Genomic DNA, 12,594 nt, shown 5'->3' with positions numbered 1-12,594 from the left:
CGCCGGATCCGTCCGGCGGGGGCTCCTCTCGTGTGTCGACTACCGCAGGCCCTGGGCCACTTCCGTCGCCCAGTACGTCAGGATCATGTCCGCGCCCGCGCGCCTGATGCCCGTCAGGGACTCCAGGATCGCCTTCTCGCGGTCGATCCAGCCCTTCTCCGCGGCGGCCTCGATCATCGCGTACTCACCGCTGATCTGGTACGCGGCGACGGGGACGTCGACGGCGTCCGCGACCTTGGCGAGGACGTCCAGGTAGGGGCCGGCGGGCTTGACCATGACCATGTCCGCGCCCTCCTGGAGGTCGAGCGCGAGTTCCTTCAGGGACTCCCGCACGTTGGCCGGGTCCTGCTGGTACGTCTTGCGGTCGCCGGTCAGCGACGAGCCGACGGCCTCGCGGAACGGGCCGTAGAACGCGGAGGAGTACTTCGCGGTGTAGGCGAGGACCGCCACGTCCTCGCGGCCGATGCCGTCCAGCGCGTCGCGGATGACGCCGATCTGGCCGTCCATCATCCCGCTCGGCCCGACGACGTGCGCGCCGGCGTCCGCCTGGACCTGCGCCATCTCGGCGTACCGCTCCAGGGTGGCGTCGTTGTCGACCCGACCGGCCGCGTCGAGGACGCCGCAGTGGCCGTGGTCGGTGTACTCGTCGAGGCACAGGTCGGACATGACGACGAGGTCGTCCCCGACCTCCGCCCGGACGTCCCGCAGCGCGACCTGCAGGATCCCGTCCGGGTCGGTGCCGGCGGTCCCGACCCCGTCCTTCTTCGCGTCCTCCGGCACCCCGAACAGCATGATCCCCGCGACGCCGGCCTCGACCGCCTCCACGGCGGCCTTCCGCAGGGTGTCCCGCGTGTGCTGCACGACGCCGGGCATCGCCCCGATGGCGACCGGCTCGGAGATCCCCTCCCGCACGAACGCGGGCAGGATCAGGTCGGCCGGGTGCAGCCGCGTCTCGGCGACCATGCGCCGCATGGCGGGGGTGGTCCGGAGCCGGCGGGGACGGGTGCCGGGGAAGTTGCCGTAGGTCATGGGGAGTTCGCCTCACACATCTCGGCTCGGCCGCCGGTGCGCTGCCGAGCACGTCGTTCCGCGTCGCGGGGGCCGAAGCCCCCGGAAACGGGTGTGGGGGCCGTCGGCCCCCACACCTTGTCAGACCGTCCGCCGCCGCCGCGCGCCCGGCCGCTTCTCCGACGGCCGCGAGACGACCTCGCCCGCCTCGAGCGCCGCGAGCCTGCGCCCCGCGCCGAACTCGGCGAGCGCCTCCGCGAGCCGGGTCACGGACGGCTCCGGGGCCATCACGTCGACCCGCAGCCCGTGCTCCTCCGCCGTCTTCGCGGTCGCGGGCCCGATGCACGCGATCACGGTCACGTTGTGCGGCTTGCCCGCGATCCCGACCAGGTTCCGCACGGTCGACGACGAGGTGAACAGCACCGCGTCGAAGCCGCCGCCCTTGATCGCCTCACGCGTGTCCGCCGGCGGCGGCGACGCCCGCACGGTCCGGTACGCCGTGACGTCGTCGACCTCCCACCCGAGCTCGATCAGACCGGCGACCAGCGTCTCCGTCGCGATGTCGGCCCGCGGCAGGAACACCCGGTCGATCGGGTCGAAGACCGGGTCGTACGGCGGCCAGTCCTCCAGGAGGCCGCGCGCGGACTGCTCGCCGCTCGGCACCAGGTCCGGCTTCACGCCGAAGTCGACCAGCGCGGCCGCGGTCTGCTCGCCGACCGCCGCGACCTTGATCCCGGCGAAGGCGCGCGCGTCGAGCCCGTACTCCTCGAACTTCTCCCGCACCGCCTTCACCGCGTTGACGGAGGTGAAGGCGATCCACTCGTAGCGGCCGGTGACCAGGCCCTTCACGGCCCGCTCCATCTGCTGCGGGGTCCGCGGCGGCTCGACGGCGATCGTCGGCACCTCGTGCGGCACCGCGCCGTAGGAGCGCAGCTGGTCGGAGAGCGAGGCGGCCTGCTCCTTGGTGCGCGGCACCAGGACCCGCCAGCCGAAGAGCGGCTTGGACTCGAACCAGGAGAGCTGTTCGCGCCGGGCGGCGGCCGAGCGCTCCCCCACGACGGCTATGACGGGCTGCTGCCCGTCGACCGACGGCAGCACCTTGGCCTGCTTGAGCACCTGGGCGACCGTGCCGAGCGTCGCGTTCCACGTCCGCTGGCGGGTGGTGGTCCCGGCGACGGTGACCGTCATCGGGGTGTCGGGCTTGCGGCCCGCGGAGACCAGCTCGCTCGCCGCGGCGACCACCGACTCCAGCGCGACGGACACCACGACCGTCCCGTCGCTGCCCCCGACCTCCGCCCAGCACGTCTCCGACGCGGTGCGCGCGTCGACGAAGCGCACGTCGGCGCCCTCGGCGTCCCGCAGCGGCACGCCGGCGTAGGCGGGCACGCCCACCGCGGCGGCGATGCCCGGCACCACCTCGAAGGGGATGCCCTCCGCGGCGCAGGCGAGCATCTCCTCGCCGGTCGCCGAGTCGAGCCCGGGGTCCCCGCTCACCGCACGGACGACCCGCTTGCCGCCGCGCGCGGCCTGCATGACAAGATGGGCGGCGGCGGACTCAGCTGACGTCATGTCAGGCGCGTCGACGCCTGCCCGCGCGTGCGTGCGCACGACGTCGAGGACGTGCTCCTCGGCGACCAGCACGTCGGCGACGGACAGCGCCTCGACGGCCCGCAGGGTGAGCAGGCCCGGATCGCCGGGGCCGGCGCCCAGGAACGTGACGTGCCCCTGCCCGGCGGCGCCCGCGGGCGCCGAAGGCAGTGGGGCGGAAGGGACAATGGCGGGGTTCATCGTGCTCGCTCCCCCATAAGACCGGCCGCACCCTTGGCGAGCATCTCGGCGGCGAGGCCGCGTCCGAGAGCTTCCGCCTGGTCGGGCGTGACGGGTACGGGACCGGTGGTGGACAGCTGCACCAGCTCGGTGCCGTCGGTCGTGCCGACGACGCCGCGCAGGCGCATCTCGGTGACAGCCTGCCCGTCGGCCAGCAGGTCGGCGAGCGCCCCCACGGGTGCGCTGCAACCGGCCTCCAGGGCGGCGAGCAGGGCGCGTTCGGCGGTCACGGCGGCCCGGGTGAACGGGTCGTCGAGCTCGGCGAGCGCTGCGGCGAGTTCGGTGCTGGTCGCAGCACACTCGATCGCCAGTGCCCCCTGGCCGGGGGCGGGCAGTACGGTCTCGGTCGACAGGAGCTCGGTGATGTCCGCGCTCCGGCCGATCCGGTTGAGTCCGGCCGCGGCGAGGACCACCGCGTCCAGCTCCCCCTGGGTGACGTAGCCGACGCGGGTGTCGATGTTCCCGCGGATCGGCACGGTCTCGATCCGCATCCCGTGGGCCAGCGCGTAGCCGTTGAGCTGCGCGGCCCGGCGGGGCGAACCGGTGCCGATCCGGGCGCCGGCCGGAAGCTGCTCGAAGCGCAGCCCGTCCCGGGCGACCAGCACGTCCCGCGGGTCCTCGCGGGGCGGGACGGCGGCGAGCGTCAGCTCGTCGGGCTGGGCGGTCGGCAGGTCCTTCAGCGAGTGGACCGCGAAGTCGACCTCGCCGCGCAGCAGCGCGTCGCGCAGCGCGGTCACGAAGACGCCCGTGCCGCCGATCTGCGCGAGGTGCTCACGGGAGACGTCGCCGTAGGTCGTGATCTCGACGAGCTCGACCTGACGGCCCGTCAACTGCCGTACGGCGTCGGCCACCTGGCCGGACTGGGCCATGGCGAGCTTGCTCCGCCTGGTGCCCAGCCTGAGTGCCGGCTTCTCGGTCATACTCGCCCTCGGTTCTTGAGGTCCTCTACATGGGTGTCGCCCGCGCCGGCCCGGCTGACGGAGGCGACGGTGTCCTGGTCGAGGTCGAAGAGCGTCCGCAGCGCGTCCGCGTACCCGGCCCCGCCGGGCTCCCCGGCCAGTTGCTTGACCCGTACGGTCGGCGCGTGCAGCAGCTTGTCGACCACCCGCCGGACGGTCTGGGTGATCTCGGCCCGCTGCCGTTCGCCCAGCTCGGGCAGGCGCCCGTCGAGCCGGGCGATCTCGCCGGCGACGACCTCTGCGGCCATCGCCCGGAGCGCGACCACGGTCGGAGTGATCGTCGCGGCCCGCTGCGCCGCCCCGAAGGCGGCCACCTCGCCGGTGACGATGGTGCGGACGAGGTCGACGTCCGCGGCCATGGGGGCGTCCGCGGACGCCTCGGCCAGCGACTCGATGTCGACGAGCCGGGCGCCGGTGATCCGGTGCGCTGCGGCGTCGACGTCGCGGGGCATGGCCAGGTCGAGCAGGTACAGGGGGCGCTCGCCGACGGCCGCGTCGACGGCGTCGGCGGTGAGCACCAGGCCGGTCGCGCCGGTGCAGGAGACGACGACGTCGGCCGCCGCCATCTCCTTCTCGACGGCGCTCATCGGGACCGCGCGGGCCGCGACGCCGGTCCCGCCGGGCTCGCCCAGGATCGCGGCGAGCCGCTCGGCGCGGGCCTCGGTGCGGTTGGCGACGACGATCTCGCGCACGCCCGCGCGGGCCAGGGTGGCCGCGGCGAGGGAGGACATCGAGCCGGCGCCGATGACCAGGGCGCGCTTGCCGGCGGCCCAGTCGGTGAGCTCCGCGTCCCCGGCGAGCTGCTGAAGGCCGAAGGTGACGAGCGACTGCCCGGCGCGGTCGATGCCGGTCTCGGAGTGGGCGCGCTTGCCGACCCGCAGGGCCTGCTGGAACAGGTCGTTCAGCAGCCGGCCCGCGGTGTGCAGCTCCTGCCCCACGGCGAGCGCGTCCTTGATCTGGCCGAGGATCTGCCCCTCGCCGACGACCATCGAGTCCAGTCCGCACGCCACCGAGAACAGGTGGTGCACGGCCCGGTCCTCGTAGTGCACGTAGAGGTAGGGGGTGAGCTCGTCGAGCCCGACGCCGCTGTGCTGGGCGAGGAGCGTCGACAGCTCGGCCACCCCGGCGTGGAACTTGTCCACGTCGGCGTAGAGCTCGATGCGGTTGCAGGTGGCGAGCACCGTCGCCTCGGCGGCGGGCTCGGCGGCGAGCGTGTCCTGGAGCAGCTTGACCCGCGCGTCCGCGGACAGCGAGGCCCGCTCGAGCACGCTGACCGGCGCGCTGCGGTGGCTCAGGCCGACGACCAGCAGACTCATGCCGGCATCACCGCCGGGACCTCGCCGTCGGGGCCCTTGCGCCCGGTGCTCCCACCGCGCGGCGGGGCGGGGACGGCGACGCCGTCGCCCTCCTCGATCCGGGCGGCCTGCGCGGCCTCCTCGCCGGCCTTGCGCTGCTCGTGGAAGGCGAGGATCTGCAGCTCGATGGAGAGGTCGACCTTCCGCACGTCCACGCCGTCGGGCACGGACAGCACGGTCGGGGCGAAGTTCAGGATCGAGGTGACGCCGGCGGCGACGAGCCGGTCGCAGACGGGCTGCGCGGCGGCGGCCGGGGTCGAGATGACGCCGATGGAGACGCCGTTGTCCTCGATGATGCGCTCCAGCTCGTCCGCGTGCTGCACCGCTATGCCCGCGACCGGGGTGCCGGCCATCGCGGGGTCGGCGTCGATCAGCGCGGCGACGCGGAAGCCGCGGGAGGCGAAACCGCCGTAGTTGGCGAGCGCGGCGCCGAGGTTGCCGATGCCGACGATGACGACCGGCCAGTCCTGGGTGAGCCCGAGCTCGCGGGAGATCTGGTAGACGAGGTACTCGACGTCGTAGCCCACGCCGCGGGTGCCGTAGGAGCCGAGGTAGGAGAAGTCCTTGCGCAGCTTCGCGGAGTTGACCCCGGCGGCGGCCGCCAGCTCCTCGGAGGAGACCGTGGGCACCGAGCGCTCGGACAGTGCGGTGAGCGCGCGGAGGTACAGCGGAAGGCGGGCGACCGTGGCCTCGGGAATCCCTCGGCTGCGGGTCGCCGGTCGGTGAGTTCGGCCAGTTGCCACGGTGCTCCTGCGGGTAGAGCGGGGCTGTGGGCGGTCGCTCGTCCCCGGACCGCCCCGTCTGAAGCAGGCTATGTCTTTGTGAACGCGTGCACAAAGACGGTGTCTGTTTTGTCCGGGCAAAGTGACCGGGGTCACGCGCCCCCCGCACGCCACCGTGGAACCGGTGAGCGCGCGCACGCGTTGAGTACCCGACGGGGGCAAAACCTCACACTCTCCTCATGGATGTCCGCCCCCGCGACCGAATCGCCCCCCAATGTAGACGAGTATCCGCTTCGAACGGGCCTGGCCACCTTGGTCCCCGGGGCCGCGGGGCCGGGTTGAGCGGTTGTGCGCCCGGCGCTGTGACTCAGCTCTCCAGCGCGCGCCGCAGCCGCTCCGGGTCCACCCGCCAGAACGTGTGCTGCGCCCCGTCGACGAGCACCACCGGGATCTGCTCCCAGTAGGCGTCGTACATCTCCTGGTCGACGGTGATGTCCCGCTCCTCGAAGCGGGCGCCGGTCTCCGCGCAGACCCGGGTCACGACCGCGCGGGCGTCGTCGCAGAGATGGCAGCCGGGCTTGCCGACCAGGGTGACCAGTCGCGACGCGGGGTCGGCCGGCGGCTGCTTGCCGGCACGGCGGAAAAGGGCGCTCATGGCCCCATTCTGCCGCCCGTCCCGCACCTGTTGTTCACAGCGGGGACTCCTCTCGACAGGAAGCCCGCCGTCCGCACTGACTATGCTCTCGCCATGGCCCACCCGTCGCCCGACCGTCACCCCGGTAGGACCCTCTTCGGGACGCGCCTCGGCTGGGGATGGCTCACCCCGAGGCGCCGCTCCGCCACCGCGCGCAGCGTGCTCGCCGGTGAGGCCTCCGCCGAGGCCGCGCGCAAGCTGGAGGAGCTGGAGACCGGCGCCCCCGACGCCGTCGTCGAGGCCCTCGAGGCCCCCGAACCGCCCGAGGAGCCGGCCTTCCCGGTCGTCGGCGACGAGCGGGCCGCGGCGTTCTTCGACCTCGACAACACCGTCATGCAGGGCGCCTCCCTCTTCCACTTCGGCCGCGGCCTGTACAAGCGGAAGTTCTTCGAGACCCGCGACCTGGCCCGGTTCGCCTGGCAGCAGGCGTACTTCCGGCTCGCGGGCCTGGAGGACCCCGAGCACATGCAGGACGCCCGCGACAGCGCGCTGTCCATCGTCAAGGGCCACCGCGTCGCCGAGCTGATGAGCATCGGCGAGGAGATCTACGACGAGTACATGGCCGACCGGATCTGGTCCGGCACCCGCGCGCTCGCCCAGGCCCACCTGGACGCCGGGCAGAAGGTGTGGCTCGTCACCGCCGCCCCCGTCGAGGCCGCCACGATCATCGCCCGCCGGCTCGGCCTGACCGGTGCGCTCGGCACCGTCGCGGAGTCGGTCGACGGCGTGTACACGGGCCGGCTCGTCGGCGAACCGCTGCACGGGCCGGCGAAGGCCGAGGCCGTCCGCGCGCTGGCCGGCGCCGAGAACCTCGATCTGACCCGCTGCGCCGCCTACAGCGACTCCCACAACGACATCCCCATGCTGTCCCTGGTCGGCCATCCCTACGCGATCAACCCCGACAGCAAGCTCAGCAAGTACGCCCGCGAACGCGACTGGCGGCTGCGGGACTACCGCACCGGCCGCAAGGCCGCGAAGGTCGGCATCCCGGCCGCCGCCGGCGTCGGCGCGCTCGCCGGCGGCACCGCCGCGGCGGTCGCCCTCCACCGCCGCCGGCGCTGACCCGACCGGTATCGAACGGCGGCCGCGCGCACCGAACGTCATTCCGTACGGCAATCCGACGGCTCCGCGACCCGGCGTCCCCGCCAGTCCCGTTGAGCACACCCGGCCACAACCCGCACCCGGCCGCGACACGTTCTGCACTCAACCGATCGACAATCGGTCACGGAGCGACGCATATTCGATCGACAGTGCGTTACAGAAGCGACGTAATCGATGATTTGAGCAACTGGTTGTAGTCCTGCCTGTACGAAGCGTTATTCTCCTCAGACGCATTCCGGTAGCCGCCACCGCACACCAAGGGTGACCGGTTCCGCACTGCACGTGATGCAAGCTCTGCCTCTGGGAGTCCCGTGTACCCACACGTCGGGGTTGACGCCTCGGGCCTGGCTACGCTGCGCGCCACGGTCGTCGACCGCCTGCGCGGTCTCGTCCCCACCGCGTACGCCGTCCCCGCATTCGCGCCACCCCTCGCCGCCGCCGGCCCCTTCGGTCCGGTGTACGCCCTCGCCGAAAGCGGTGCGGCGGTCGGCAGACGAGGCGTCCGTACCGCGGGCGGCTCCGCCGGCACCGCCACCACCCCCGTCCGCCGACCGGCCGCGGACAGCGAGGCCGCCCGCATGATGGAGCTCGTCGAACGCGCCCAGGCCGGCGAGTCCGACGCCTTCGGCCGGCTCTACGACCAGTACAGCGACACCGTCTACCGCTACATCTACTACCGGGTCGGCGGGAAGGCGACGGCCGAGGACCTGACCAGCGAGACCTTCCTGCGCGCCCTGCGGCGCATCGGCACCTTCACCTGGCAGGGCCGCGACTTCGGCGCCTGGCTGGTCACCATCGCCCGCAACCTCGTCGCCGACCACTTCAAGTCGAGCCGCTTCCGGCTCGAGGTCACCACCGGCGAGATGCTCGACGCCAACGAGGTCGAGCGCAGCCCCGAGGACTCCGTCCTGGAGCGGCTCTCCAACGCCGCCCTGCTCGACGCCGTCCGCCGGCTCAACCCGCAGCAGCAGGAGTGCGTGACCCTGCGCTTCCTCCAGGGCCTCTCCGTCGCCGAGACCGCCCGCGTGATGGGCAAGAACGAGGGGGCGATCAAGACCCTCCAGTACCGGGCGGTACGGACCCTCGCCCGACTGCTCCCCGACGACGCCCGGTGACGTGAACTCCCTTGCCCGTCACGCTCGGTGAGGCGTCGACCACTCTGCGGTCGGATCATCTTTCGTCTCACCTCCGGCCCGTAACCCAAGTGCCACGGGGCTCGTTGGGCGGGATGCAGGCTCCCCCTGAGATGTGCAACCTGTCGCCGTCGCGGGGAGTCGACGGAGTCGACCGTCATGAGGAGAGGAGGTGCCGCCTGTGATCGCGAACGTATCGGCACACCGGCGGGCGAACGCCTTCGCCCAGGCCGTGGATGATGCCGAACCAGGCCAGGAGAGGGCGGCCGCCGAGGCCGGCAGGGCAGCGGCGGAGACCGGGACAGAGGGCGACCAGCCGGCGCTGCTCGCCCTGGCCGACGGGTTGGCCAGGCTGCCGAGGCCTGAGCTCGACCCCGAGGTCAAGGAGGTGCAGCGGGCCCAGCTGGTGGCCGCGATGGAGGCGATGTTCGCCGGCGGCGAGGCCACGGCCGTACGCCTGCCCGAGCAGCGGTCGGGCAGGGGTGCGCACCGGGCGAGCCCGCTGCGCAAACTGCGCCCGAGGTCCCGCTGGTCGAAGGGGATCGCCGCGGGCGGTCTGGCCGCCGGCGTGGCCGCCGGAGCCTTCAGCGGCGTCGCCGCCGCGAGCTCCGACGCCCTGCCCGGCGACACCCTGTACGGCCTCAAGCGCGGCATGGAGGACGCCCGGCTCGGTCTCACCGACAGCGACGCCGACCGCGGCTCCCTCTACCTCGACCAGGCCTCCACCCGCTTCAACGAGGCCCGCCGCCTCATGGACCGCGGCCGCTCCGGCAGCCTCGACCACGAGTCGCTCGGCGAGGTGAGACGCGCGCTCTCCGGCATGAGACACGACGCCAGCGAGGGCCACCGCCTCCTGCACCGCGCCTACGAGAAGGACGGCTCCCTCGGCCCGATCCGCGAGCTGTCGGCCTTCACCGAGTCCCACCGCGCCGGCTGGGGCCGGCTCGTCGAGGTGCTTCCGCCGCAGCTCGGCGACGTGACCCAGGACGTCTCCGACGTGTTCGCCGACATCGAGAACGAGGTGGCCCCGCACAAGGGGTCGCTGCTGCCCGAAGTCCCCGAGCGCGGTCGCACGGCCCGCCCCGACACACCCGCCCCGGGCAGCTCGCCCACCGGCCGGCACCGCGCGGACCCCTCGACCGGTCCCACCGCCGGCCGGGAGTCCGGGCGGAAGGAGGCGCCCGCGCCGTCCAGCCCCGATGCCCGGCAGGAGGCCCCGCGCGACGAGGGCCTGCTCGGCGGTGCCACCGGCGATCTGCTCGACCCGCCGCAGTCCACGCCGTCCGGCCCGGAGTCCCCCTCCGACCGCGGCGGCGACCCGTCGGTCGCGCCGGACGTCACCATCCCGCCCCTGCTGCCGGACATCCTTCCGGGTCTCGGCATCGACGGGGAGGACCTGTAGGAGCAGGCGCCTCTACGCGCGCCGCGCGGGACCGTCACCGGTTCCGTGCGGCGCGCGTTGTGTGTCGCGCGTCGTGCGTCGTGTCTCGTGCGTGCTCAGAAGAACACCGAACGCCGTTGCACGAGGAGCTTGTACAGCGAGTGCTGGATCTGCTCCCGCACCTGGTCGGTGAGGTTGAACATCAGCATCGGGTCGTCCGCCGCGTCCTGCGCGTAGCCGTCCGTCGGGATCGGCTCCCCGAACTCGATCGTCCACTTCGTCGGCAGCGGCACCGCCCCGAGCGGCCCCAGCCACGGGAACGTCGGGGTGATCGGGAAGTAGGGGATGCCGAGGATCCGCGCCAGCGTCCGGGAGTTCCCGATCATCGGGTAGATCTCCTCCGCGCCGACGATCGAGCAGGGCACGATGGGCGTCCGCGCCCGCAGCGCCGTCGACACGAAGCCGCCGCGGCCGAACCGCTGCAGCTTGTACCGGTCGCCGAAGGGCTTGCCGATCCCCTTGAAGCCCTCCGGCATCACCCCGACGACCTCGCCCCGCTGCAGCAGCCGCTCGGCGTCCTCCGCGCAGGCGAGGGTGTGCCCGGCCTTGCGGGCCAGTTCGTTCACCACCGGCAGGTGGAAGACGAGGTCCGCGGCGAGCAGCCGCAGGTGCCGGCCCTCGGGGTGGTGGTCGTGGACGGCGACCTGCATCATCAGCCCGTCCAGCGGCAGCGTCCCGGAGTGGTTGGCGACGACGAGCGCGCCGCCGGTCGCGGGGATGTTCTCGACGCCCTTCACCTCGACGCGGAAGTACTTCTCGTACAGCGGCCGCACCAGCGACATCAGGACCTGGTCGGTGAGCTCCCGGTCGTAGCCGAACTCGTCGACCTCGTAGTCGCCGGTGATGCGCCGGCGCAGGAAGGCAAGACCCCCGGCGATCCGGCGGTCCCAGCCGTCGGGCTCCTCCGTCGGGGCGTCGGCGGGGGCGTCCGCCGGCGCCTCCGGGGCGTCCGCCTCCGGGTCGAGGAGGACTGGCTCCTCCGGGACCGCGCTCACCGGCACCTCACGGCCGCCGGGCTCGGCCCTCCGCCGCCCCGCCCCGCCGGCCGGCCGCCTGCGCGGTGCACGCCGGTCGGCACCGGCCCGCGGCCGGTCGTCGTCGAAGGGAATGACCTTGGCGTCCGCCATCGCTGATGCGCTCCTTCATCCCGCGCTCTGAGTGGTACGGCTCCGGGTGGTGCGTTCCCGCGCCCCGCGGGACAGGTCGGCGAGCCGGTCCACCGCCCTCGCCAGCGCCTCCGGGGGCAGCAGGCCCTCGCCCCGGCTGCGGGCGAAGTCCGCGAACGCCTCCGCGGTCGTGTACTTCGGCGTGTACCCGAGAACCTCCCGCATCTGCACGGTCGACACCACCCGCCCGTGCGTGAGCAGCCGGATCTGCTCCGGCGAGAAGTCCGTCATCCCCACCGTCCGCAGCGCCGAGCCGACCCAGCGGACCGCGGGCAGCAGGAACGGCGCGGTGGGCCGGCCGAGCCGCCGCGCGCACTGGGACAGCGTCAGGACGCCCTCCCCGGCGATGTTGAACGTGCCGCTGTTGTGCGTCCCCCGCCGCGGCTCGGCGGCGGCGAGCTCGAGGACGTCGACGACGTCGTCCTCGTGGACGAACTGCAGCCGCGGGTCGTAGCCGAAGACGGTCGGCAGCACCGGCAGCGAGAAGTACTCCACCAGCGGGGTGTCCGCGTTCGGTCCCACGATGTTCGCGAGGCGCAGCACGCACACCGCCACGTCGGGCCGCCGCCGGGCGAAGCCGCGCACGTACCCCTCGACCTCGACGGCGTCCTTCGCGAAGCCGCCGCTGGGCAGCGCCTTGGGCGGGGTGCTCTCGGTGAAGACGGCCGGGTCCCGGGACGCCGAGCCGTACACGTTGGTGCTGGACTTCACCACGAACCGCCGTACGGTGGGCGACTTCTGGCAGGCGCCGAGCAGCTGCATCGTGCCGATGACGTTGGTCTCCTTGACCGAGCCCCGGCTGCCGCCGCCGCCGAGCGGGGTGCCCGTCACGTCGAGGTGGACGACGGTGTCGACGGCGTGCTCCGCCAGGACGCGGGCGACGGCCGGCTGCCGGATGTCGGCCCGGACGAACACCGCGTCCCCGAGCGGATGCCCGGGCGCGACGGCGTCGACCGCGATCACCCGGTCCACGTCCGGATCCCGCTGCACCCGCCGCACGAAGCGGCCTCCCAGCTGCCGGGCCACCCCGGTCACCAGCACGACCCTGCCCATGATCCGCGCCTCCCGTCCGCTGACCCCTGGCCGCCCACCGTAGCCGCTCGCCGGGGCGCGTGGCGGTCCGGGCACGGGGTTGTGGACAACCGGCCGGATGTGGAAAAAGCCGTGGCCCCACCACTGTTCAGTGGC

11 protein-coding genes are annotated in these 12,594 nt (G+C 73.4%); 3 read left to right on the top strand and 8 right to left on the bottom strand.

Annotation, left to right across the window (positions count from 1 at the left end; translation table 11 throughout):
• Positions 1-39: 39 nt before the first annotated feature.
• The 6 genes from hemB to ACFWEG_RS25110 form a co-directional block, all read right to left on the bottom strand.
• Complete coding sequence (hemB, locus tag ACFWEG_RS25135) at positions 40-1,029, bottom strand: porphobilinogen synthase (protein ID WP_387219294.1); 990 nt, start codon at positions 1,027-1,029, stop codon at positions 40-42.
• A 120-nt stretch (positions 1,030-1,149) separates the two neighbouring features.
• Positions 1,150-2,796: a uroporphyrinogen-III synthase gene (locus ACFWEG_RS25130; RefSeq protein ID WP_387219291.1), complete on the bottom strand. Its 1,647-nt coding sequence runs from the start codon at positions 2,794-2,796 to the stop codon at positions 1,150-1,152.
• Positions 2,793-3,755: a hydroxymethylbilane synthase gene (gene hemC, locus ACFWEG_RS25125; RefSeq protein WP_387219289.1), complete on the bottom strand. Its 963-nt coding sequence runs from the start codon at positions 3,753-3,755 to the stop codon at positions 2,793-2,795. Before hemC ends, ACFWEG_RS25130 begins: the two co-directional genes overlap by 4 nt.
• A complete protein-coding gene (locus ACFWEG_RS25120; RefSeq protein WP_387219287.1) occupies positions 3,752-5,110 on the bottom strand; it encodes a glutamyl-tRNA reductase in 1,359 nt (452 codons plus the stop codon). Before ACFWEG_RS25120 ends, hemC begins: the two co-directional genes overlap by 4 nt.
• A complete protein-coding gene (locus tag ACFWEG_RS25115) occupies positions 5,107-5,892 on the bottom strand; it encodes a redox-sensing transcriptional repressor Rex (RefSeq protein WP_387219284.1) in 786 nt (261 codons plus the stop codon). The genes ACFWEG_RS25120 and ACFWEG_RS25115 overlap by 4 nt, the downstream gene beginning before the upstream one ends.
• Before the next feature lie 346 nt (positions 5,893-6,238).
• Positions 6,239-6,526 carry a glutaredoxin family protein gene (locus tag ACFWEG_RS25110; RefSeq protein WP_387219281.1) on the bottom strand — a complete coding sequence of 96 codons (288 nt, stop codon included), beginning with the start codon at positions 6,524-6,526 and terminating at the stop codon, positions 6,239-6,241.
• A 93-nt stretch (positions 6,527-6,619) separates the two neighbouring features.
• On the opposite strand from ACFWEG_RS25110, the gene ACFWEG_RS25105 reads away from it, so the two are divergent.
• The 3 genes from ACFWEG_RS25105 to ACFWEG_RS25095 all read left to right on the top strand — a co-directional run bounded on the left by ACFWEG_RS25105 (position 6,620) and on the right by ACFWEG_RS25095 (position 10,201).
• Entirely contained in the window at positions 6,620-7,627 is a 1,008-nt protein-coding gene (locus tag ACFWEG_RS25105) for an HAD family hydrolase (RefSeq protein WP_387219279.1), read from the top strand.
• A 350-nt stretch (positions 7,628-7,977) separates the two neighbouring features.
• Positions 7,978-8,781 carry an ECF subfamily RNA polymerase sigma factor, BldN family gene (locus ACFWEG_RS25100; protein WP_387219276.1) on the top strand — a complete coding sequence of 268 codons (804 nt, stop codon included), beginning with the start codon at positions 7,978-7,980 and terminating at the stop codon, positions 8,779-8,781.
• Between the two features lie 199 nt (positions 8,782-8,980).
• Positions 8,981-10,201, top strand: a complete 1,221-nt coding sequence (locus tag ACFWEG_RS25095) for a DUF5667 domain-containing protein (protein WP_387219274.1) — start codon at positions 8,981-8,983, stop codon at positions 10,199-10,201.
• Positions 10,202-10,296: 95 nt separating this feature from the next.
• Here the strand turns inward: ACFWEG_RS25095 and ACFWEG_RS25090 are convergent, their stop codons facing one another.
• Together ACFWEG_RS25090 and ACFWEG_RS25085 are read right to left on the bottom strand one after the other, a co-directional pair.
• Positions 10,297-11,367, bottom strand: coding sequence for a lysophospholipid acyltransferase family protein (locus tag ACFWEG_RS25090; protein ID WP_387219272.1), 1,071 nt, complete (start codon positions 11,365-11,367; stop codon positions 10,297-10,299).
• Positions 11,368-11,382: 15 nt separating this feature from the next.
• Positions 11,383-12,459 carry an NAD-dependent epimerase/dehydratase family protein gene (locus tag ACFWEG_RS25085; protein WP_387219270.1) on the bottom strand — a complete coding sequence of 359 codons (1,077 nt, stop codon included), beginning with the start codon at positions 12,457-12,459 and terminating at the stop codon, positions 11,383-11,385.
• Between the last annotated feature and the right edge of the window lie 135 nt (positions 12,460-12,594).

This window comes from Streptomyces sp. NPDC060194, assembly GCF_042728285.1.
Lineage (GTDB): Bacteria > Actinomycetota > Actinomycetes > Streptomycetales > Streptomycetaceae > Streptomyces.
This window is presented reverse-complemented; position numbering and strand designations above follow the sequence as displayed.

What these genes read in the sequence shown, in the direction of transcription:
- hemB (WP_387219294.1), bottom strand. Translation starts at nt 1,029, where the DNA reads ATGACCTACGGCAACTTCCCCGGCACCCGTCCCCGCCGGCTCCGGACC.
- ACFWEG_RS25130 (WP_387219291.1), bottom strand. Translation starts at nt 2,796, where the DNA reads ATGAACCCCGCCATTGTCCCTTCCGCCCCACTGCCTTCGGCGCCCGCG.
- hemC (WP_387219289.1), bottom strand. Translation starts at nt 3,755, where the DNA reads ATGACCGAGAAGCCGGCACTCAGGCTGGGCACCAGGCGGAGCAAGCTC.
- ACFWEG_RS25120 (WP_387219287.1), bottom strand. Translation starts at nt 5,110, where the DNA reads ATGAGTCTGCTGGTCGTCGGCCTGAGCCACCGCAGCGCGCCGGTCAGC.
- ACFWEG_RS25110 (WP_387219281.1), bottom strand. Translation starts at nt 6,526, where the DNA reads ATGAGCGCCCTTTTCCGCCGTGCCGGCAAGCAGCCGCCGGCCGACCCC.
- ACFWEG_RS25105 (WP_387219279.1), top strand. Translation starts at nt 6,620, where the DNA reads ATGGCCCACCCGTCGCCCGACCGTCACCCCGGTAGGACCCTCTTCGGG.
- ACFWEG_RS25090 (WP_387219272.1), bottom strand. Translation starts at nt 11,367, where the DNA reads ATGGCGGACGCCAAGGTCATTCCCTTCGACGACGACCGGCCGCGGGCC.
- ACFWEG_RS25085 (WP_387219270.1), bottom strand. Translation starts at nt 12,459, where the DNA reads ATGGGCAGGGTCGTGCTGGTGACCGGGGTGGCCCGGCAGCTGGGAGGC.